The organism is Pseudonocardia asaccharolytica DSM 44247 = NBRC 16224, assembly GCF_000423625.1.
Lineage (GTDB): Bacteria > Actinomycetota > Actinomycetes > Mycobacteriales > Pseudonocardiaceae > Pseudonocardia > Pseudonocardia asaccharolytica.
On sequence record NZ_AUII01000020.1, the window covers coordinates 61,828 to 83,189 of the forward strand.

At 70.9% G+C, this 21,362-nt stretch carries 17 protein-coding genes; 14 read left to right on the forward strand and 3 right to left on the reverse strand.

The features are described from left to right. Nucleotides 1-11 precede the first annotated feature (11 nt). From G567_RS0118070 to G567_RS0118090, 5 genes are all read left to right on the forward strand, one after another. Nucleotides 12-962 carry an acyl-CoA desaturase gene (locus G567_RS0118070; protein WP_028931086.1) on the forward strand — a complete coding sequence of 317 codons (951 nt, stop codon included), beginning with the start codon at nucleotides 12-14 and terminating at the stop codon, nucleotides 960-962. Between the two features lie 137 nt (nucleotides 963-1,099). Beyond that, nucleotides 1,100-2,380, forward strand: coding sequence for a class I SAM-dependent methyltransferase (locus G567_RS0118075; RefSeq protein WP_051233255.1), 1,281 nt, complete (start codon nucleotides 1,100-1,102; stop codon nucleotides 2,378-2,380). Nucleotides 2,381-2,384: 4 nt separating this feature from the next. Beyond that, nucleotides 2,385-3,230, forward strand: a complete 846-nt coding sequence (locus G567_RS0118080) for a sugar phosphate nucleotidyltransferase (RefSeq protein WP_028931088.1) — start codon at nucleotides 2,385-2,387, stop codon at nucleotides 3,228-3,230. A 28-nt stretch (nucleotides 3,231-3,258) separates the two neighbouring features. Continuing rightward, nucleotides 3,259-3,930, forward strand: coding sequence for a PIG-L deacetylase family protein (locus tag G567_RS0118085; protein ID WP_028931089.1), 672 nt, complete (start codon nucleotides 3,259-3,261; stop codon nucleotides 3,928-3,930). A gap of 52 nt (nucleotides 3,931-3,982) precedes the next feature. Next, nucleotides 3,983-5,008 carry an NAD-dependent epimerase/dehydratase family protein gene (locus tag G567_RS0118090; protein WP_028931090.1) on the forward strand — a complete coding sequence of 342 codons (1,026 nt, stop codon included), beginning with the start codon at nucleotides 3,983-3,985 and terminating at the stop codon, nucleotides 5,006-5,008. A gap of 54 nt (nucleotides 5,009-5,062) precedes the next feature. On the opposite strand, the gene G567_RS29705 is transcribed toward G567_RS0118090, so the two are convergent. After that, nucleotides 5,063-5,944 (reverse strand): phytanoyl-CoA dioxygenase family protein, encoded by an 882-nt coding sequence (locus G567_RS29705; RefSeq protein ID WP_037057610.1) that lies wholly within the window; start codon nucleotides 5,942-5,944, stop codon nucleotides 5,063-5,065. Nucleotides 5,945-6,127: 183 nt separating this feature from the next. Between G567_RS29705 and G567_RS0118100 the strand changes: the two genes are divergently transcribed. The 5 genes from G567_RS0118100 (at nucleotide 6,128) to G567_RS0118120 (ending at nucleotide 16,025) form a co-directional block, all read left to right on the forward strand. Further along, nucleotides 6,128-9,427: a S41 family peptidase gene (locus G567_RS0118100; RefSeq protein WP_028931091.1), complete on the forward strand. Its 3,300-nt coding sequence runs from the start codon at nucleotides 6,128-6,130 to the stop codon at nucleotides 9,425-9,427. A gap of 323 nt (nucleotides 9,428-9,750) precedes the next feature. Beyond that, nucleotides 9,751-13,338 (forward strand): transcription-repair coupling factor, encoded by a 3,588-nt coding sequence (gene mfd, locus G567_RS0118105; protein ID WP_211223964.1) that lies wholly within the window; start codon nucleotides 9,751-9,753, stop codon nucleotides 13,336-13,338. Nucleotides 13,339-13,373: 35 nt separating this feature from the next. Then, entirely contained in the window at nucleotides 13,374-14,282 is a 909-nt protein-coding gene (locus G567_RS0118110) for a SurA N-terminal domain-containing protein (RefSeq protein WP_161631720.1), read from the forward strand. Next, nucleotides 14,279-15,208 carry a nucleoside triphosphate pyrophosphohydrolase gene (locus G567_RS0118115; RefSeq protein WP_028931094.1) on the forward strand — a complete coding sequence of 310 codons (930 nt, stop codon included), beginning with the start codon at nucleotides 14,279-14,281 and terminating at the stop codon, nucleotides 15,206-15,208. Before G567_RS0118110 ends, G567_RS0118115 begins: the two co-directional genes overlap by 4 nt. Before the next feature lie 109 nt (nucleotides 15,209-15,317). After that, nucleotides 15,318-16,025 (forward strand): lysozyme family protein, encoded by a 708-nt coding sequence (locus tag G567_RS0118120; protein WP_245585693.1) that lies wholly within the window; start codon nucleotides 15,318-15,320, stop codon nucleotides 16,023-16,025. 88 nt (nucleotides 16,026-16,113) lie between these two features. Here the strand turns inward: G567_RS0118120 and G567_RS0118125 are convergent, their stop codons facing one another. Further along, nucleotides 16,114-16,518 (reverse strand): tetratricopeptide repeat protein, encoded by a 405-nt coding sequence (locus tag G567_RS0118125; protein WP_028931096.1) that lies wholly within the window; start codon nucleotides 16,516-16,518, stop codon nucleotides 16,114-16,116. Between the two features lie 145 nt (nucleotides 16,519-16,663). On the opposite strand from G567_RS0118125, the gene eno reads away from it, so the two are divergent. From eno to G567_RS0118140, 3 genes are read left to right on the forward strand one after another with little or no spacing between them, the layout of a single operon-like run. Beyond that, nucleotides 16,664-17,962 carry a phosphopyruvate hydratase gene (gene eno / locus G567_RS0118130; protein WP_028931097.1) on the forward strand — a complete coding sequence of 433 codons (1,299 nt, stop codon included), beginning with the start codon at nucleotides 16,664-16,666 and terminating at the stop codon, nucleotides 17,960-17,962. Between the two features lie 6 nt (nucleotides 17,963-17,968). Next, nucleotides 17,969-18,499, forward strand: a complete 531-nt coding sequence (locus G567_RS0118135) for an FtsB family cell division protein (RefSeq protein WP_028931098.1) — start codon at nucleotides 17,969-17,971, stop codon at nucleotides 18,497-18,499. Continuing rightward, a complete protein-coding gene (locus G567_RS0118140; protein ID WP_028931099.1) occupies nucleotides 18,496-18,984 on the forward strand; it encodes a DUF501 domain-containing protein in 489 nt (162 codons plus the stop codon). The genes G567_RS0118135 and G567_RS0118140 overlap by 4 nt, the downstream gene beginning before the upstream one ends. 80 nt (nucleotides 18,985-19,064) lie before the next feature. On the opposite strand, the gene G567_RS0118145 is transcribed toward G567_RS0118140, so the two are convergent. Further along, the gene (locus G567_RS0118145) at nucleotides 19,065-19,856 is read right to left on the reverse strand and encodes an IclR family transcriptional regulator domain-containing protein (protein ID WP_051233257.1); all 792 of its coding nucleotides are present in this window, start codon (nucleotides 19,854-19,856) and stop codon (nucleotides 19,065-19,067) included. An 80-nt stretch (nucleotides 19,857-19,936) separates the two neighbouring features. On the opposite strand from G567_RS0118145, the gene G567_RS29710 reads away from it, so the two are divergent. Then, nucleotides 19,937-21,355, forward strand: coding sequence for an aromatic ring-hydroxylating dioxygenase subunit alpha (locus G567_RS29710; protein ID WP_084796229.1), 1,419 nt, complete (start codon nucleotides 19,937-19,939; stop codon nucleotides 21,353-21,355). Nucleotides 21,356-21,362: the final 7 nt, after the last annotated feature.

A 21,362-nucleotide genomic window follows, 5' to 3' on the forward strand; every position in this document is an offset into this window, starting at 1 on the left:
CAGAGGTGAGCATGTCCGCCGAAGCTGCCGCGCCCGAAAGCCCGCCGGGCCTTTCCCCTGTCCGGCCGATCCTCGGGGCCACCCGCAGCAACTGGCAGCAAGGATTGGTGTGGGCGTTCGTGGTCGCCCCGATGCTGGCGCTGCTGGCCACGGTCCCGGTGATGTGGGGCTGGGGGCTGGGCTGGTACGACGTGGCCATCGCCGCGGTGTTCTACGTCGTCGGCATCCTCGGAGTGACGGTGGGTTACCACCGGCATTTCACACACAAGTCGTTCAAGGCCCGGCCGTGGCTGCGGATCATGCTCGCGATCAGCGGTTCGCTGGCGATCCAGGGTTCGGTGATGGCCTGGGTCGCCGACCACCGGCGCCACCACGCGTACTCCGACAAGGAGGGCGACCCGCATTCGCCGTGGCGCTACGGCACGTCGCCGACCGCGGTGGCGAAGGGATTCTTCTGGTCACATGTCGGTTGGCTGTTCGAGCGCCGCAAGACCAACTACGAGCGTTTCATCCCGGATCTGCTCGCCGATCGCGCCGTGCGACGGGTGAGCAAGCTGTTCGGCCTGTGGGTGGCGGTCAGCCTCATCCTTCCGGCCGCACTCGGGGGACTGCTCACCTGGTCCTGGGCGGGCGTGCTGACCGGTTTCTTCTGGGGCGGACTGGTCCGCACGGGCCTCGTGCATCACGTCACATGGTCGATCAACTCGATCTGCCACATGGTGGGCCGGCGGCCGTTCCGCTCCCGCGATCGCTCGCGCAACTTCTGGCCGTTGGCGATCCTGTCGATGGGTGAGTCCTGGCACAACCTGCACCATGCCGACCCGACCTGCGCCCGGCACGGCGTGCTGCCCGGCCAGATCGATATCTCCGCCCGGGTCATCTGGCTCTTCGAGCGGTTCGGCTGGGTGCACGAGGTGCGCTGGCCGACGACCAGTCGGCTGACGAAGCTGCGCGCCCGCTGACGCGGCTGAGGTGGGCAAACGTCCCGGCGTGCACCCGGGTGACCCACCGCTGGGTGAGCGCTGCATCGTTCGTGGAACACTGGCCGGGTGCTCAACCTGGAACTCCTGATGCCCGGTGATGCCCAGGCGAGGTCGCTGTGACGCTTGCCGACAACGCGACCCAGACCACCAGCGACGGTGCGGACGCCGATCCGGTTTCCACCTGCCGGCTCTGCGGATCCGCGGAGCTGCGCAGCTTCGTCGATCTCGGCGCCACCCCGCCGTGCGAGCTCTTCCTCACCGCGGACGCCCTGGACCGTCCCGAGATGACCTATCCGCTGCACGTGCGGGTGTGCAGCCGGTGCCTGCTGGCGCAGCTACCGCCGCTGATCACGCCCGAGGAGACCTTCGTCGAGTACGCCTACTACTCGTCGTTCTCCACCTCCTGGGTGCAGCACGCGGAGCGCTATGTCACGAGCGCCATCGAACGCCTCGGGCTGGGCGCGGACTCGTTCGTCGTCGAGGTCGCGAGCAACGACGGCTACCTGCTGCAGCACGTCGTCGACCGGGGTATCCGCTGTCTGGGTATCGAGCCGTCGGTGAACGTCGGCGTGGCCGCGCGGGAGAAGGGCATCCCGACGCTCACCGCGTTCCTCACCCCCGAGACCGGCGAGCAGGTGCGCGCCGAGTACGGGCCCGCCGATCTGGTGGCGCTGAACAACGTCTACGCGCACATCCCGGACGTCGTGGGCTTCACCAAGGGCCTGCGGGCGCTGGTGGCCGATGACGGGTGGGTCTCGATCGAGGTGCAGCATCTGTTGACGCTGGTGGAGCGCACCCAGTTCGACACGATCTATCACGAGCACTTCCAGTACTACACGGTGCTCACGGCGCAGCGGGCGCTCGCCTCCGGCGGCCTCGCGCTCGTCGACGTCGAGTTGCTCGACACCCACGGTGGGTCGATCCGGCTGTGGGCGCGGCCGCAGGAGGTGGCGGGCGAGCCGTCGCAGGCGGTGCGCGATGTCCTTGCCGCAGAGGAGGCCGCCGGGCTGCACACCGCCGAGGGCCACGATGGTTTCGCCGAGGCGGTCTCCCGGGTTCGGGACGACCTGGTCAGCTTCCTGATCGACGCCCGCAGGCAGGGCAAGAAGGTGGTCGGCTACGGGGCGCCGGGCAAGGGCAACACGCTGCTGAACTACTGCGGCATCCGGCCCGACCTGCTCGCCTACACCGTCGACCGCAACCCCTACAAGCACGGCCGCTACACACCGGGCACCCGCATTCCGATCGTGGCCCCCGAGCGGATCGCCGAGGACCGCCCGGACTACGTGCTGATCCTGCCCTGGAACCTGCGCACCGAGCTCACCGAGCAGCTCGCCTACGTGCGGGACTGGGGGGGACAACTGGTGTTCCCGATCCCGACGCTCGAGGTGGTCTGACGCAGTGAAGGTCGTCCTGTTCTGCGGCGGCTACGGCATGCGGATGCGCGACGGCGTGTCCGACCTGCCCAAGCCCATGCATCCGGTGGGTCCGCGACCGCTGATCTGGCACGTGATGCGCTACTACGCGCACTTCGGCCACAAGGACTTCGTGCTGTGCCTCGGCTACGGGGCGCACCACATCAAGGACTTCTTCCTCAACTACTCCGAGACCGCGTCGAACGACTTCGTGCTGCGCGGCGGTGACGTCGAGCTGCTCGGCAGCGACATCCAGGACTGGACGATCACCTTCGTGCACACCGGGCTCGACTCCCCGATCGGGGAGCGGCTGCGGCGGGTGCGGGCCCTGGTGCAGGGGGAGGAGATGTTCCTGGCCAACTACGCCGACGTGCTCACCGACATGCCGCTCAACGACATGATCGAGAAGTTCCGCGCGACCGACGCGGTCGGTGCACTGCTCGCGGTGCCGCCGCAGTCGGCGTTCCACTGCGTCGACGTCGGTGACGACGACAAGATCGCCTCGATCTCCACGCTGCAGGAGATGCCGCTGTGGGAGAACGGTGGCTACTTCGCGCTCCGGCCGGAGATCTTCGACCACGTGCCGGAGAACGGTGACCTGATCGCCGATGCGTGCGCACCGCTGGCCAAGGAGGGCCGGATGATGGCCTATCGGCACCGCGGCTTCTGGCAGCCCGCCGACACGGTCAAGGAGCGCACCGCGCTGGAGGCCGCCTACCAGGGCGGTACGCGGCCCTGGATGCTGTGGGAGCGCCGCCCGTCCGAGGCGCTCGACCGCGACCCGTTGCAGGCCGCGATCGCCGCGCTCACCGAGGCCCCGCTGGAGCGATGAGCGTGCCCACCAAGCCCGTTTCCCCGGCATGCTGAGCCTCCTTCCGGAGCGGCTCGACCGGATGCTGCTGCTCGGTGCGCACTGCGACGACGTCCCCATCGGCGCGGGCGGATCGCTGCTGGAGCTGTGCCGGGCCCACCCCGGCGTCCAGGTCACCGCCCTGGTCCTCACCGGTGGCGGCTCCCTGCGCGAGGAGGAGGAGCGGGCGGCGCTGACCGCCTTCTGCCCGGGTGCCCAGCTCGAGATCAACGTGCTGGACCTGCCCGACGGCCGGGTGCCGACCCGGTGGGAGCGGGCCAAGCTGGCCCTGGAGGACGTGCGCGCGCTCGGCGAACCCGACCTGATCCTGGCGCCCTCGCCGCACGATGCGCACCAGGACCACCGGACCCTCGCCCAGATCGTGCCGACGGTGTTTCGCGACCATCTGACGCTGGGCTACGAGATCCTCAAATGGGAGGGTGATCTCGCCCAGCCATCGGTCTATCTTCCGCTGGCCGAACCGGTGCTGCGGGAGAAGATCGCGAAGCTGCACGAGCACTACGGCTCGCAGCGGGACCGCAGCTGGTTCGACGCCGAGACGTTCGGCGGGCTGGCCCGGATCCGTGGCGTGCAGTGTCACGCCCGCTATGCGGAGGCGTTCCACGTGGCCAAGCTGGTGCTCGGCGTGGCGCCCCTGACCGGTCTCGATCCGGGCGAATGAGCCGTCGCGGTCGAGCACCGAGACATCAACTCGACGAGAAGGGACCTGCCAGGTGCGTGTTCTGCTGACCGGACACCAGGGCTACCTGGGAACCGTGATGGCGCCGATCCTCGCCAAGGCCGGGCATGAGGTGATCGGCCTGGACTCGGGCCTGTTCGCCGACTGTGTGCTCGGCACGCTCGACACCCCCGACGTACAGGGACTGCAGACCGATCTGCGGGACATCACGGTCGAGCAGCTCGCCGGCTTCGACGCCGTCGTGCACATGGCTGCCCTGTCGAACGACCCCCTGGGCTCACTGGCCCCGGAGATCACCTACGACATCAACCACCACGCCTCCAGCCGGCTGGCCCGGCTGGCGAAACAGGCGGGGGTCCACCGGTTCGTCTACGCCTCGACCTGCTCGGTGTACGGCGCGCAGGGCGGTGACGAGCTCGTCAACGAGGACGCCCCGCTCAAGCCCGTCACCCCTTACGCCGTCTCCAAGGTGCGGGTGGAGGACGACCTGGTCGAGCTGGCCGACGCAGACTTCGTGCCGGTGTCGATGCGCAACGCCACGGCCTTCGGTTTCTCGCCGCGGCTGCGCGCCGACATCGTGCTGAACAACCTCGTCGGGTACGCGGTGCTGACCGACGAGGTCAAGGTCCTCTCCGACGGGACCCCGTGGCGGCCGTTGGTGCACGCCGACGACATCGCCGGTGCGGTCGTCGCGGCACTGGCCGCCCCGGCCGACGCCGTGCGGGCCAAGGCGTTCAACATCGGCACCGAGAAGAACAACAGCACGGTCGCCGAGATCGCGCAGTCCGTCGTCGAGGCCGTCCCCGGGTCCACGCTGAACATCACCGGCGAGACCGGCAACGACCCGCGCTCCTACCGCGTCGACTTCTCCCTGGCCCGCGAGATCCTCGGTTTCGAGGCCCAGTGGACGATCCCCGAGGGAGCCAAGCAGCTGGCCGACGAGTACCGGGCCCGCGGGCTGACCCAGGAGTCGTTCGACAAGCGCTTCATCCGCCTCGCCGTGCTGTCCGCCCGGCAGAAGGACGGCTCGCTCGACGGGTCGATGCGCGTCATCGGCTGAGCTCGGCGGCCGCGACCGGGCCGTCCCCGCGGGGAGCGGCCCGGTCGCCGCGGATCAGCTGTTCTGCAGGGCGGCCGCGAACTCGTCGGCCGGGAGCGGAGCCAGGTCGCCGACGCGCAGAAAGTCGCCCAGCGTGGTGCCGGTGGCGCCGCAGTCGACGTTGCGCGGGCCGCGGCCGGCGCGGATGTCCTCGAGGTTGATCGTTCGCAGGTCATAGGAGAACCGTGTGACGCCCGAGAGGTTCGGCGCCGATGCGTGCAGGTGGTTCGAGGAGAACATCATCACATCGCCCGAGCCGCCCGCGATCCGGATCTCCCCGCGCGAGTCGATCTCCTCGAGCGGCAGCGGGTGCGGCCGGTCGTCGGTGGTGATCTTCTCTGTGGCGGCGGGGCGGTGCTTGGCGACCCACTCGTCGTAGTCGTAGGCGTTCGAGCCGTTCTTGATCGGCTTGTCGAAGTAGTCGGTGAACATGCTCATCACGTTGTCACCGACGACGGGAAACACCGGGACCCAGTAGTTCACCAACTGCTGCGGGTGGCCGTACCACATGTCGCGGTGCGCCTTGTAGTTGTAGCTGACGCCCGCCGAGAGGTAGTTGTCGGCCGGGATCACCCGCAGCCGCGGGATGTCGAAATAGGTGTTCTCGGGGTCGACACCGAGGTCGAGGGCGAACTGCTGGCAGAGTTCCTTCGTGCGCTGACCATTCGTGAACTCCGCCTTGAGCGGACCCACCAGCTCCACGAACTCGTCGACCGGCATCTCGTACTGGGCCCGTTCCGGATCGCGCCCGGAAAAGGCCTCGGCGATGAGGGACTTCGCGTGGTCGGCCAGGGCATGGGCGCCCGGCAGGTTCGTATACAGATAGAAGTTGCCAGCGAACAGTGATTCGCGTCGCCCGTCGTCGGCAATCTCTCGGTTCAGGTAGAGCGTGATCAACGCCTGTCCTCGTCTCGTCGGTTCGCTGATTCAAGGCGAGTCGAGGCTATCGCATCCCGCTCGGCGTCCTTTTCTACGAAGGAAAATAGTAGTTCAGCCACGTCGTACTAAGATGAATAGTAGATACTAATCGGTCTAGTAGGCAGCGTCGGACCCGCCGGTCCGGGGATATACCGTCTGGTCGTGCTCCGCAGCTATCTCCGCTTCCCGCACCTGCACGACGAGACGGCCGTCTTCGTGGCCGAGGACGACGTCTGGTGCGCACCGCTGGCCGGCGGCCGCGCCTACCGACTCACCGCCGATGCCGTCGCGGCCGCCAACCCACGACTGTCCCCCGATGGGTCGCAGGTGGCCTGGACGTCGTGGCGGGAGGGCGCCCCCGAGGTGTTCGTGTCCGACATGCGGGGCGGGGGCGTCCGCAGGCTGAGCTGGTGGGGCAATGCCCGCACTCGCACCATCGGCTGGACCGACGACGGCGAGGTGCTCGCGGTGACCGCGGCCGGCCAGCCCTCGGCCCGGCGCAGCTGGGCCTATGCGATCCCGGCCGAGGGCGGGGCGCCGCGGCGACTGGAGCACGGGCCCGTCTCGGACCTGGCCGTCGCGCCCGACGGCGGGCTCGTGGTGCTGCTGACCACCCCGATGTCGCGGGAGATGGCGTGGTGGAAGCGCTATCGCGGCGGCACCATGGGCAAGCTGTGGTGGGATCGGACGGGGTCGGGGCAGTTCGAGCGGCTCGCCTCCGGGCTGGACGGCCAGCTCGACGCGCCGATGCTGGTCGGTGACCGGATCGCGTTCCTGTCCGACCACGAGGGTTGGGGCAACCTCTACTCGCTGCCGCGCGACGGGGACCTCGCCGGCCTGCGCAGGCACACCGACCACGGCGCCGAGAACGCACCGCAGTTCTACGCCCGGCACGCCGCCACCGACGGTCGCCGGGTCGTCTACGAATCGGCCGGCGAGCTGTGGCTGGTCGAACATCTCGAGACGGACCCGGCCGCCACCCCCCGGAGGCTCGAGGTCGAGCTCGGGGGCCCGCGCACCGCGCGCGAACCGCTGCGCATCGACGCGGCCGAGTGGCTGCGCCGGGCCGAGCCCGACCGCACCGGGCGCACCAGCATCGTGCAGGTCCGCGGCACCGTGCACCGGCTCACCCACCGCGACGGCCCGGCGCGCACGTTGCTCGCCGAGCCGGGTGTGCGCGCCCGGCTGGCGCAGCCGCTCGGCGAGGACCGGGCGATCTGGGTCGACGACGCCGAGGGCGAGGACGCCGTCACCGTCGCGCCGCTGGATGCCACGGCCGAGAACGTCGCCGCGCTCGTCCGGCACGGCGCGGGGGAGATCGGGCGGGTGCTGGAGCTGGTCGCCGCCCCCGACGGTTCGACCGCCGCGCTGGCCACCCACGACGGCAGGCTGCTCGTCCTGGACACCGCGACCGGCGCGCTGCGCGAGCTGGCCCGCGGCGCCGACGGCGAGGTCTCCGGCCTGGCCTACTCGCCGGACAGCGCATGGCTGGCCTTCGCCGACCCGGTCGAGACCGGGCTGAGCCGGATCGTGATCGCCCGGCTGGCCGACGACACCCTCGTCGAGGTCACAGGGCCGCGGTTCGTCGACCAGCACCCCGTCTTCACCACCGACGGCAAGTACCTGGCGTTCCTCTCGCTGCGCAGCTTCGACCCGATCTACGACGAGCACTCCTTCGACCTGTCCTTCCCGGCGGCCTGGCGGCCGTTCCTGGTCCCGCTGGCCGCGCGCACGCCCTCGCCGTTCGGGGCGAGCCCGGACGGACGCCCGGTCTCGGCGGAGTCGGAGGGCCGCGACGATCTGCCCGCCACCGAACCCGACGGGGCGGCGGAGAAGGCGCCGGACACGGTGGCGGTCGTCGTCGACGTCGAGGGACTGGCGGCGCGGGTGGTGCCCATCCCGGTCGCGGAGGGCAGGCTGAGCGGCCTCGGCGCGGGGAAGGACTGCCTGCTGTGGTTCCGCTCACCGGTGGCGGGCGTGCTCGGCGAGGGCCGCGCCATCACCGGGGACAACGGCCCCCGGCCCGTGCTCGAGCGTTACGACCTGGTGCGCCGCAAGCTCGACACCATCGTCGACCCGGTGAGCGGCTACGAGGTCAGCGGCGATGGCACCCGGCTCGTGGTCCGCGACGAGGACACCCTGCGGGTGCTGCGCACCGACCGGTCCGGCTCGGGCGCGCCGAGCGACTCCGACGCCGACGAGTTCGAGGTCGACCTTCGCCGCGTCCGCATCATGGTCGATCCGGTCGCGGAGTGGCGGCAGATGTTCGACGAGGCGGGCCGGCTGATGCGGGACCACTTCTGGGTCGAGGACATGGCCGAGGTCGACTGGGCCGGCGAGCTCGCCCGGTACCGCCCGCTGGTGGAGGCCGTGGGCAGCAAGGACGATCTCGTCGACCTGCTGTGGGAGCTGCACGGCGAGCTCGGGTCGTCGCATGCGTATGTCATCGGCGGGCAGGGCGGGGGAGATCGGTCCGGGCGGCCGGGGCTGCTCGGCGCCGACCTGGAACCCGACGGCGAGGGACACTGGCGGGTGGTGCGGGTGCTGCCCCCGGAGACATCGGCGGCGCGCGCCCGCAGCCCGCTGTCCGGCCCCGGCGTCGACGTCCGCGCCGGCGACGTCCTCCTCGAGATCGGCGGGCGGCCGATCGACCCGCAGCTCGGGCCGGCGCCGCTGCTCGTCGGGACCGCCGATCGGCTGGTGGAGCTGACGGTGCGCACCGGGTCCGGGGAGCTGCGGCGGGTGGTTGTGCGCCCGCTGTCCGACGATCTGGCCCTGCGCTACCAGGACTGGGTGGCCGGGCGGCGCGCGTATGTGGCCGAGCGCTCGGGCGGCAGGCTCGGCTACCTGCACGTCCCGGACATGGTCGCCAGCGGCTGGGCGCAGCTGCACCGCGACCTCGGCCGGGAGACCCGGCGCGACGGGCTGATCGTTGATGTCCGGGGCAACGGCGGCGGGCACACCTCGCAGCTGGTGATCGAGAAGCTGGCGCGGAAGGTGATCGGTTGGGACGTGGTGCGCCACCGGCAGCCGGAGACCTATCCGAGCGACGCCCCCCGCGGACCCCTCGTCGCGCTGGCCGATGAGCACTCCGGTTCGGACGGCGACATCGTCACGGCGGCCTTCAAGCGGCTGGGGCTCGGTCCCGTCGTCGGCACCCGCACCTGGGGCGGAGTGATCGGTATCGACAGCCGCTACAGCCTGGTCGACGGCACCCGGGTGACCCAGCCGCGGTACTCGTTCTGGTTCGACCACCTGGGATGGGGGGTGGAGAACCACGGCGTCGACCCGGACGTGGAGGTGGTGATCACCCCGCAGGACTGGGTGGCCGGGCGCGACCCACAGCTGGAGCGGGCGATCGAGCTGGCCACGGCTGCGCTGGCGGAACGCCCGGCGGTGCGGCCGCCGCAGCCCTCGACCCGCCCATCCCGTCGCCGACCCGCCCTCCCACCCCGCCGCTGATCTCGCGAGTCGGGGTGTTCCCGAGCGCGAGTCGGGGCGTTCGCTCGTCCCATGATCGGCGATTCGGCAGCCGCGACCGCGGGAATCGCGGCTCCCGCCTCCCAAACGACGATCATGACGATGGGGCTGGGCGCATGACGCGATCGGCCGCGCGTATCACGGTGATCGGGCCGGGCGCCCCCGGCGGACCATCACCCGACCGACAGACCGGCGTGTCGGAGGGCGGGCGTAGCCTGACAGCCGCAAGTCCCCTCCGGGGAACCGGCCAGGGGCCTGTCCCCGTGCGTCCTCTACCGAGGGGTTATCTGACCACCGTGGCCACCCTGTCCGGTCTGCTCGGCCTTGTCCTGTCCGACCCCGGCCTGCGCGCCGTCACCGAGGCCGCCCGCGCCGCGGCCGACTCCCCCGCACACCATCCCGAGACCCCCGCGGTCCAGGTCGAGGCCCCCACGCCGCTGCGCCCGTTCCTCGCCTCCGCCCTGACCGTCCCGGCCGCCGAGGGCGGGTCCGGGCGCACCGTGCTGGCGATCACCGCCACCGACCGGGAGGCCGAAGACCTGGGAGCGGCCGCCGCCGATCTCCTCGGCGGTGCGGCCGTCGCGATGCTGCCGTCGTGGGAGACGCTGCCGCACGAGCGGCTGTCGCCGCGGCCGGACACCGTCGGACGCAGGCTCACGATCTTCCATCGGCTCTCCGCGGCGGACGACTCGCTGCGCCTCGTCATCGCGGCGGCGCGCAGCCTGATCCAGCCGATCGCGCCCGGTCTGGGCGCGCTCGACCCGATCCGGTTGCGGGTGGGCGACGAACACGATTTCAACGAGCTGCTGGAGCGGCTGGTCGAGCTGGCCTACACCCGCGTCGAGATGGTCACCGCCCGCGGCGAGTTCGCGGTCCGGGGCGGCATCGTCGACGTCTTCCCGCCGACCGCGGAGCACCCGGTTCGTGTCGAGTTCTGGGGCGACGAGGTCAGCGAGCTGCGCTCGTTCGCCGTCGCCGACCAGCGCTCCGTCGAGACCGTCGAGGAGGTCGTCGCGCCCGCGTGCCGGGAGCTGCTGCTCACCGTGCCGGTCCGGGAACGGGCGGCCGCGCTCGCCCGCGAGCACGAGAACAACCCGCAGCTGCGGGAGCTGCTCGAACATCTCGCCGAGGGCATGCCGGCCGAGGGCATGGAGTCGCTCATCCCCGCGCTCGTGGGCGGGGAGCTGGACCTGCTCACCGACCTGTTCCCGGCCGGTTCGCTCGTGCTGCTCGCCGACCCGCAGCGCATTCGCACCCGCGGCCACGATCTGGTTCGCACCGGGCAGGAGTTCCTGGAGGCGTCCTGGCTCGCCGCGGGCACCGGTGGCGCCGCCCCGATCGACGTCGGCGCCTCCGCCTACCGGGATCTCACCGAGGTGCTGGAGCATGCGACAGCGACCGGGCGCCCGGTGATCTCGTTGTCCCCGTTGCTGTCCGGGGCCGACGAGGCGCTCGTGCCCGCCGTGCACGAGGTCGAGTCCTACCGCGGCGACACCGACCGCGCGCTGGTCGACCTGCGCGCGCACACCGCGGCAGGTGGCGCGGCGCTGATCGTCGTCGCCGGGCACGGCACCGCGCGACGCACGCTGGAGCAGCTCAAGGACGCCGACGTCGCGTCCCGGCTCGTCGACGATCTGACCTCGGCGCCGGACAAGGGCATGGTCACGGTCACCTGCGGCCGCGTCGTCGACGGCTTCACCGTGCCGGAGATCGGGCTGGTCGTGCTCGGGGAGGCCGATCTGACCGGCAGCCGGGCCGGCCTCGACACCGCCCGCAAGATGCCCGCCCGCCGGCGCAACGCCGTCGATCTGGTGACCCTGCAGCCCGGCGACTTCGTGGTGCACAACCAGCACGGCATCGGGAAGTTCGTGGAGATGCGGGAGCGGGAGATTCAGGGGGCAACTCGCGAATATCTGGTGCTCGAGTATGCAAGCGCCAGACGAGGTCAGCCCGCCGACCGGTTGTTCGTCCCGACCGATGCGCTCGACGAGATCAGCCGTTACGTCGGCGGCGAGCAGCCCGCGCTCAACAAGCTCGGCGGCGCCGACTGGGCCAAGACGAAGGGGCGGGCCCGCAAGGCGGTCCGGGACATCGCGGCCGGTCTGGTGCAGCTCTACGCCGCACGTCAGTCCTCGCCGGGGCACGCGTTCGGCATGGACACGCCGTGGCAGCGCGAGCTCGAGGACGCGTTCCCCTACACCGAGACGCCCGACCAGCTGGCCGCGATCGACGAGGTCAAGGCCGATATGGAACGGCCCGTGCCGATGGACCGGGTGATCTCGGGTGACGTCGGGTTCGGCAAGACCGAGATCGCGGTGCGGGCGGCGTTCAAGGCGGTGCAGGACGGTAAGCAGGTCGCGGTGCTCGTGCCGACGACGCTGCTGGCCACCCAGCATCTGCAGACCTTCGCCGACCGGATGCGGGCGTTCCCGGTGACCGTCAGGGGGCTGTCCCGGTTCACCGACAACGGGGAGGCCAGGCAGACGATCGAGGGCCTCGCCGACGGCACCGTCGACATCGTCGTGGGCACCCACCGGCTACTGCAGACGGGGGTGCGCTGGCGCGACCTCGGGCTGGTGATCGTCGACGAGGAGCAGCGCTTCGGCGTCGAACACAAGGAGCACATCACGGCGCTACGCACCCACGTCGACGTGCTGACGCTCTCGGCCACCCCGATCCCGCGGACGCTGGAGATGAGTCTGGCCGGCATCCGGGAGATGTCGACGATCGCGACGCCGCCGGAGGACCGGCATCCCACGCTCACCTACGTCGGTGGTTACGACGAGAAGCAGGTCGCGGCGTCGGTCCGCCGCGAGCTGCTGCGCGACGGCCAGGTGTTCTACGTGCACAACAGGGTCAGCTCGATCGACCGGGCCGCCCGCAGGCTCCAGGAGCTGGTGCCCGAAGCGAGGATCGCCATCGCGCACGGCCAGCTGAACGAGGACCTGCTGGAGCGCACCGTCAACGGGTTCTGGCAGCGGGAGTTCGACGTACTGGTCTGCACGACGATCGTCGAGAACGGGCTGGACATCAGCAACGCCAACACCTTGATCGTCGAGCGGTCCGACACGCTGGGGCTCTCCCAGCTGCACCAGCTGCGGGGCCGGGTCGGGCGCGGCCGGGAGCGGGGCTACGCCTACTTCCTGTTCCCGCCGGAGCATCCGCTCACCGAGACCGCGCACGACCGGCTCGCGACCATCGCGCAGCACTCCGAGCTGGGTGCGGGCGCCGCGGTCGCGATGAAGGACCTGGAGATCCGCGGTGCGGGCAACATCCTCGGCGCGGAGCAGTCCGGGCATATCGCGGGCGTCGGATTCGACCTCTACATCCGGCTGGTCGGCGAGGCGGTGGCGGCGTTCCGCAAGCAGGCCGGGGCGGCCGACGGCGAGGAGGCCGAGCAGCTGGCCGAGGTCCGGGTCGATCTGCCGGTCGACGCGCACGTCCCGCACGAGTACGTGACGGGTGAGCGGCTGCGCCTGGAGGTCTACCGCAAGATCGCCGAGGCGGCCGATGAGGACGCGATCGACGCGATCGTTGCCGAGCTCGTCGACCGCTACGGTGAGCCGCCGACCCCGGTCCACAACCTGCTGGCCGTCGCGGCGTTCCGGCAGCGGTGCCGGAGTCTCGGGATCACCGAGGTCGCGGCGGCCGGGAATCTGATCCGGGTCGGACCGGTTCAGCTTCCCGAGTCGGTGCAGCTGCGACTTCGCCGCATGTACCCCAAGAGTGCCTATAGATCCGCCGCGCGCCTGGTCACGGTGCCCAGACCGATGGAGGGCAACCGGATCGGTGGGGCGCCGCTGCGCGATATCGCGCTGCTCGAATGGGCCTCGAACCTGCTCGACGTGCTGGTGGTGCCGGCGGGTGCCCCGGCGCCCGTCGCGGGGGGCTGAGCCGGCTGTCGGTGAGCCGTGAGAGGGTAGCCCGCGTGCGCAGGCGAGTACGGCGCGTCGCGGTGGCCATGGCGGTCGTCGGCGCGGTGATCAGCGGGTGCGGTAGCGGCCCGAACCAGGTGGGTTCTGCCGCGATCATCGGATCGGACACGGTCTCGTTGTCTCAGGTCCAGTCCCGCCTCGATGCGGCACTCGCCAATCCCGACGTGGTGTCGCAGCTCGCCGCGCGCGGCGTCGGCACCGACGACATCGCCCGCGATGTCGTGACCCGCGCGGTCATGCACGACCTGCTGGAGCGCACCGCGGCGACCGAGGGCCTCACCGTCACCGATGCCCAGATCGACCAGGAGCTCGCTGCCGCCGGCGGGATGGATGTGCTGCTGCGGTCGTCGCTGTACGACCGGGATTCCCTACGCCAGCGGTTCCGCGATCAGCTGCTCGCCATCGAGTTGGCCAAACGCTACGTCGACCGGCTGACGGTGGTCGTCGATATCGTCGGGGCCGCATCGCGGGCGGACGCCGAGGCCAAGGCCCGCGCGATCGCCGCGGGCGGATCGGCCGCCGATGCCGCGTTCCGCGTGAACGCGCAGCGCGGCCTGCCCTTCCGGGCCGCCAGCGATCCGGGCACGGCGTCGATGGTGTTGTTCGGGACACCGGCGAGGCAGATCGTGGTGTTCCAGCCCGCCCCCAGCCAGAGCGGCTGGCTCGTCCTCAAAGTGGTTGACCGCAAGACCGACGCCGCTCCGGCCGGTCCGTCGGCCGTGAGCCAGATCGACGAGGCGACGCTGGCCGCGATCGGGGAGCGACTGGTGCAGCCGCTGTCCCAGGAACTCGGGGTGCGGGTCAACCCGCGTTACGGCGTGTGGGACCCGATCCGGATGCGCGTGGTGGCGGCGGGGCAGGAAGCCGGATCGATCATCACCCCCGGTGGCGAGCTGAGGTGACTCGCACCGTCGTGGTGCTCTCGCCGCGGTTGGGCGCGCTGCTGCCTGCCGCCGCGCTGCCCGCGCTGCGTTCCGCCTCGGTCGTGCTGGCCACCGCCGATGCCGCGGACCTCGCCGCCGTCGGCGCCGAACCACTCGAGGGCGATCCGCCCGCCGACGCCGTCGTGCTCACCACCGATCCCGAACATCCGGTGCTGGCCGGCGCCGACGTGGTCGTCCGCACCCCGGAACCGGCGGGCTGGGCGCTGCTCGACGCCGTCGCGGTGATGGATCGGCTGCGCTCGCCCGGCGGCTGTCCGTGGGATGCCGAGCAGACCCACGCGTCGCTCCTGCAGTACCTCATCGAGGAGGCCTACGAGCTCTACCAGGCCATCGAGGACGGCGATCGGGCGGCGATGCGCGAGGAGCTCGGCGACGTCCTGCTGCAGGTGCTGTTCCACGCGCGGGTCGCGGCCGAGGACGGCGACGAGCCGTTCGACATCGACGCCGTCGCCGCCGACCTCGTCGCCAAGCTGGTCGGCCGGCACCCACACGTCTTCGGCGAGGACGAGCGGATCGACACCGCCGAGCGGCAGGAGCACCGCTGGGAGGAGCTCAAGCGCGACGAGAAGCAGCGGGAGTCGGGCGTCGACGGCGTCCCGCTCGGCCAGCCCGCTGTCGCGCTGGCGGCGAAGCTCACCAGCCGGACCGCCCGCGCCGGGCTGCCGGCCGGGCTGCTGCCCGCCGGGCCGGGGGTCGGGGAGGAGCTGTTCGCGCTGGCGGCGAGGGCCAAGCTGGCCGGCCTCGACCCGGAGGCGGAGCTGCGGGCCGCCGCCCGGCGCTTCGCCGAGACCGTGCGCGCCGCCGAGACCGCGGCCCGCGCCGACGGGCTCGACCCGCACACCCTCGGCGGCGAGTCATGGCGGCGTTACTGGCCCACCCCCTGACCCGTGAGTCGGGGTATTTCCGCGATCGAGTTGCACCACCGCGAGCCGTTGCCCAGCGGAGCCGTCGACGACTGAGGGTGCTCTCAGCGGCCGTCCGTAGGGTGGAGTCGTGCGCACCGCGATGATCGTCATGGGACTGGTCGGTGTGCTGGTCGTCGCGGTTGTCGTGGTGGTGGCAGGCGCGCGATTGAGCGGGCCGACTCGGACGGACGGGTTGGCGCCCGCTCCGGTCAAGCGGGACACACCGGTCGCGCAGGGCGCCCCGTTGCCGACCGGCCTCGATCTCGTCACCTGGTCGCGTGACACCGCCGACCGGACCAGGGTCCCTGCTCGCGCGTTGCAGGCCTATGCCGCCGCCGAGCTCAGCCAGCGTTCCGCGACGCCGGAATGCCGGTTGTCCTGGACGACCGTGGCCGCCATTGGGCGGGTGGAATCCGACCACGGCCGGTTGGGCCGCGCCGATCTCGGTTCCGACGGCATGGCCCGTCCGCCGATCATCGGCGTGCGATTGGACGGCTCACCCGGCGTCGCCGAGATCCGCGATACCGACGACGGACGGCTCGACGGAGATCCGACGCACGACCGGGCTGTCGGCCCGCTGCAGTTCCTGCCGGCCACCTGGGCTCGTTATGGCCGGGGCGGCGATCCGCAGAACATCGACGACGCCGCGAAAGCCGCCGCCGCCTATCTCTGCGCCCGGGGTCGGGACACCGCCAGCGGTGTGGGCTGGTGGGACGGGGTGCTGACGTACAACCGGTCGGTCGAGTACGCCCGGCTCGTCTGGGCCGCCGCCAACCGGTACGCCACCGTGCCCTGATCCCGGCCGCGCGTTATGGCTCCACAACGTTCTGAGTGGACTGGCTGGAGCAACGTTATGGCTCCACAACGTTGGGTCGGCGCGCAGTTCAGGGCGACCCGGAGCGATCCGTCGCGATGCGCGCCAACACCTCGCCGAGGGCCTCCTGGTACTCCGGGCGCGGGTCCATCGCCGCCGCGATCTTCAGCTGGGCCTGCGCCTCGTCGAGACGGCCCTGCCGCTGCAGCGCCTTGCCGAGGGCGAAGCGGGCGTAGTGGTCGGAGGGGTCGAGGTCGACGACGCGGCTGAACGCCTCCTCGGCCCGGTGCAGTTGTGCGGAGTCGATATAGGCGCGGCCCGCCAGCAGCTGGACGGACGCGTCATTGGGCTGGCTCGCCAGCACGGGCAGCAGGGCCTGCAGTGCGTCGAGCGGGCGCCGGCTGGCAAGGAGCATCTCGGCGCGGCGGTACGAGGCGAACACGTTGTCAGAACCCGGTTGTCTCGTCATGGTCATGCCTACGTTAGGTGCCCGGCGGAAGATCCGCGAGTGGTCGCGGGGCCGCCACGGGACACGACGTGGGCACCGGCGCCCGATCACCGAACGTGGCGATTAGGCTGGCGCACCGGGTCTTTTGTTCTGATCTCGGACGGGAGCACTGGTGGCGGTCATCGAGCAGGTCGGCGCACGGGAGATCCTCGACTCGCGGGGGAACCCGACGGTCGAGGTGGAAGTCGCGCTCGACGACGGAACGCTGGCCCGGGCGGCTGTCCCGTCCGGTGCCTCGACCGGTGAGCACGAGGCAGTCGAACTGCGCGACGGGGACGCGAGCCGCTACGGCGGCAAGGGAGTCGAGAAGGCCGTCGCCGCGGTGCTCGACGAGATCGGGCCGGAACTCGCCGGCATGGATGCCGTCGATCAGCGGCTGGTCGACCAGCGTCTCGTCGACCTCGACGGCACCCCCGACAAATCCCGGCTCGGCGCCAACGCGCTGCTCGGGGTGTCGCTCGCGGTGGCGAAGGCGGCCGCGGAGTCGTGCGGGCTGGACCTCTTCCGTTACATCGGCGGGCCCAACGCGCACGTGCTGCCGGTGCCGATGATGAACATCCTCAACGGCGGCGCGCACGCCGACACGTCCGTCGACGTGCAGGAGTTCATGATCGCGCCGATCGGCGCGGACTCGTTCCGCGAGGCGCTGCGCTGGGGCGCCGAGATCTACCACTCGCTGAAGGCCGTGCTCAAGCAGAAGGGCCTGGCCACCGGGCTCGGCGACGAGGGCGGTTTCGCCCCCGACCTCGAGGGCGGCACCAAGGCCGCGCTCGACCTGATCGCGGGCGCCGTCGAGCGGGCCGGATACTCACTGGGCCGCGATATCGTCCTCGCGCTGGACGTCGCCGCCACCGAGTTCCACACGGCAGGCACCTACCGTTACGAGGGCAAGGACCTGTCGTCGTCCGACCTGAGCGCGGTCTACGCCGAGCTGGTCGACAACTACCCGCTGGTGTCGATCGAGGACCCGCTGTCGGAGGACGACTGGGACGGCTGGATCGCGCTCACCGATTCGCTCGGCGACAGGGTGCAGCTCGTGGGCGACGATCTGTTCGTCACCAACCCGGATCGGCTGGAGGACGGAGTCCTGCGCGGTGCCGCGAACGCGCTGCTGGTGAAGGTCAACCAGATCGGGACCCTCTCGGAGACCCTGGACGCGGTCACCCTCGCCCACGCATCGAGCTACCGCTGCATGATGAGCCATCGCTCCGGCGAGACCGAGGACACCACCATCGCCGACCTCGCCGTCGCCACCGGCTGCGGCCAGATCAAGACGGGTGCCCCGGCCCGATCGGAGCGGGTCGCGAAGTACAACCAGTTGCTGCGCATCGAGGAGGCTCTCGGCGACGCCGCGCGATACGCGGGAGAGCTGGCCTTTCCGCGTTACGCGGTACCACAGTCCGGGGCCTGACCCGTTATGTCCGCCGCGGACGAGCGTGGCCGGACCCGCAGCGATCGGGTCCGGTTCGGCCGCGGCGCGGCACCCCCGCGGCCCGCGGCCACCACGCGTCGCCGCATCCGGGTGCCGCGGCTGACCCGTAGCCGATCGCGGGTAGGCGGCGTGGTCGCGGCGACGACGGGGTGGCTCGGGCTCTCCTCCGCCCGGCGGGCCGCGGTGCTCGCGTTCGTGGTGTGCGCGCTCGCGCTGAGCGTCGCGGTTCCGCTGCGCAACTTCGTCACCCAGCGCCAGGAGCTCGCCGAGGTGAGTGAGCAGCAACGGGCGCTCGCCGCCGAGGTCGACGAGCTGACCCGACGGCGCGCGGAGCTCGCCGATCCCGACCAGGTGGTGGCCGACGCGCGGTCGAGGCTCGGTTATGTCCGGCCGGGGGAGATCCCGTTCGTGGTGCAGTTACCCGCGCCGGCGCGCGGCGGGCCCGACGACGGCGGGCCCGACGGCGTGCCGTGGTACCAGCGGCTGTGGCGTGAGGTCTCGGAAGGAACGACGTGATCGACGAGTCCGGTATTGGGGCCGAGGATGTCGCCGCGGTTGCCGCCCAGCTCGGCCGTCCGCCGCGGGCCGTCCGCGAGGTGGCCTACCGATGCCCGTGCGGGTTGCCCGCGGTCGTGCAGACCGCGCCCCGGCTCGAGGACGGCACGCCGTTCCCGACGCTGTACTACCTGACCTGCTCGCGGCTCGCGGCGCGCATCAGCACGCTCGAGGCGCAGGGCCGGATGCGGGAGATGACCGATCGCCTGGCCGAGGACCCCGAGCTCGCCGCCACCTATCGGCGGGCGCACGAGTCGTACCTGGCCGAACGCGATGCACTCGAACCGCTCGGCACGGATGTCAGCGCCGGCGGCATGCCGGGCCGGGTGAAATGCCTGCACGTGCACGTCGCCCATGCGCTGGCCCGCGGCCGTGGCGTCAACCCGTTCGGCGACGAGGCGCTCGACGAGGTCGGCGAATGGTGGCGCGCCGGCCCCTGCGCCTGACCCGCGAGTCGCGGTATTTCCGAGCGCGAGTCGGGGTATTTCCGCGACCGAGTCGGGTGGGCCGGGCCCTGCCGAGAACGCTAGATGAGCTGGCTGCGAAGCTCGTCGGCCTCCTTGCGCAGCAGGTCGAGCACGTCGCCGCGCATCACCTCCGGCGGGACCCGCTCGACGCTACAACCGACGTTCATCGCCGCGATCGCACGCCCGTCCCAGCGGCGCAGCGGTACGGCGACGGACTGGAACCCGGCCTCGACGTCATTGACCACATAGCAGTAACCATCCCGGCGGACATTGTCGAAGATGCCGGCGTCGACCGGTGCGGCGGTCGTGTCGATGTCGGCGAGCCGGCTCGCGAGCTCGTCCGGGTCGAGGTGGGCCAGCAGGATCTTGCCCAGCGACGAGTCGAGCGCGGGGACCCGGTAGCCGACGCCGCTGCCGACCGCGATGAGCTGGTTGGGTACGGCGCGGGCGATCATGACGGCGTCCGCGCCGTCGAGCACCGCGACGGAGCACGACTCCTGGACCCGGGTGCAGATCCGATCGCAGGCGGGTTGCAGGACGGCGCTGACGATGTTGGAGGCGAGGTAGCTCTGGGCGAGGCGCAGCACGCTCGGGGTGAGCTCGTAGGAGCGGCCGTCGGCGCGCACGTAGCCGAGATGTTCGAGGGTCAGCACGGCTCGCCGCACGGTGGCCCGGGAAAGGCCGAGCTCACGGGCGAGGTCGGCCTGGGTGAGACGGCGGCGCTCGGTGCCGAACGCCGCGAGTACGGCCAGACCCCGCGCGAGCGCCTCGGAGAAGTCGCCCGGATTCGGCGCGCCTGCCAGCTCGCGCTGCCGGCGGGCTTCGCCGTCCCGATCCGCAAGTCGCGCCATTGCGCCATCCCACCAGATGCTCGTACTCTCCGGTCACCGCGCCACTTCCGAACATTAGTGCGGTAGTCGAACGGAGCGTCATGCTAGCCGAAGAGAACGAGAAGATGACTCGGACCGGTCCCGGTACCCCCGCCGGGAACTGGATGCGGCGGTACTGGCAGCCGGTGGCGTTGACCGAGGAGCTCGACGGGCCTCGGCCGGTCGCGGCCGTCAAGATTCTCGGCGAGGACCTGGTTCTGTTCCGTAACGACGACGGCTCGCTCGGGCTGATCGAGCGGCGCTGTGCCCATCGCGGGGCGGATCTGTCCCTGGGCAGGCTGGAGGACGGCGGGCTGCGATGCTACTTCCACGGGTGGCTCTTCGACGGCAGCGGTGCCTGCCTGGAGACACCGGCCGAACCGGCAGGTAGCAAGCTGGCGTCGAGGGTCCGCCTGACCGCCTACCCCGTCCGCGAATGCAACGGGATCGTCTGGGGTTACCTCGGTCCGGGCGAGCAGCCGAACTTGCCTGCGCTCGACTGTTTCCTCGCCCCGGAGGAGTACACCTTCGCGTTCAAGGGATTTCTCGACTGCAACTGGCTGCAGGCCCTCGAGGTCGGCATCGACCCGGCCCATGCCTCCTATCTGCACCGTTTTGAAGAAGACGATGATCCGTCCGACGCATACGGGAGGCAGTTCCGTAACGTCTCCTTAGGTACCGACCTACCTATGACGAAGATCCTGCGCGACTATGGGCGTCCGGAGATCCTGAATACGCGCACCGACTATGGCCAACGGATCGTCGCGCTGCGGCGCATCGACGGCGACGGTTATGACGGATCCGCCACTCATGTACGGATCACCCATCAGGTCTTTCCGCATGGCATCACCATCCCGCTCAGCTCGAGCATGGCGATCACCCAGTGGCACGTCCCGGTCGACGACACGTCGTGCTACTGGTACGCGATGTTCACCAGCCTCACGGAACCGGTCGACCGCGAGAAGATGCGCGCGCAACGGCTCGAGGGGATAACGTTGCCGGATTACAAGCCGGTGCGAAATCGCGCGAACCAGTACATGTTTGATCCGGCGGAGCAAAAGACTTCCACCTACACCGGTGTCGGCCATGACATCAACGTTCACGACCAGATGGCGGTCGAGGGGCAGGGCCATATCCACGATCGGACCCGTGAGCATCTGAGTCGCTCGGACAGAGCGATCGTGACCTATCGTCGCATGCTGCTGGCCGCCATCGACGCGGTGGCCGCCGGAAAGAACCCGGATCTGCTGTTGAAGGACACGGCCGACGTCGAGAGTCGCGGCCCGATCCCGCTCGACGGTATCGGTCCGACCGGACAGTGGGAGTCGTACTGGACGGACGCGGTCGAGCTGCTGCGGAAAAGCAGTCCGTGGGCCCAGAATTCCGCCGCCGCACGCGCCACCGGGCCGGCCGGTGTCCGATCGGCCCCGGCCGAGCCGGACGACGAGCTGTTGCCCCCGTACCCTGGCACGCCGAACTGAGGAAGAT

Excerpts from the sequence above, each read along its gene's own strand:
- G567_RS0118070 (WP_028931086.1), top strand. The coding sequence starts at position 12 with ATGTCCGCCGAAGCTGCCGCGCCCGAAAGCCCGCCGGGCCTTTCCCCT.
- G567_RS0118085 (WP_028931089.1), top strand. The coding sequence starts at position 3,259 with ATGCTGAGCCTCCTTCCGGAGCGGCTCGACCGGATGCTGCTGCTCGGT.
- G567_RS0118125 (WP_028931096.1), bottom strand. The coding sequence starts at position 16,518 with ATGACCATGACGAGACAACCGGGTTCTGACAACGTGTTCGCCTCGTAC.
- G567_RS0118135 (WP_028931098.1), top strand. The coding sequence starts at position 17,969 with ATGTCCGCCGCGGACGAGCGTGGCCGGACCCGCAGCGATCGGGTCCGG.
- G567_RS0118145 (WP_051233257.1), bottom strand. The coding sequence starts at position 19,856 with ATGGCGCGACTTGCGGATCGGGACGGCGAAGCCCGCCGGCAGCGCGAG.
- G567_RS29710 (WP_084796229.1), top strand. The coding sequence starts at position 19,937 with ATGCTAGCCGAAGAGAACGAGAAGATGACTCGGACCGGTCCCGGTACC.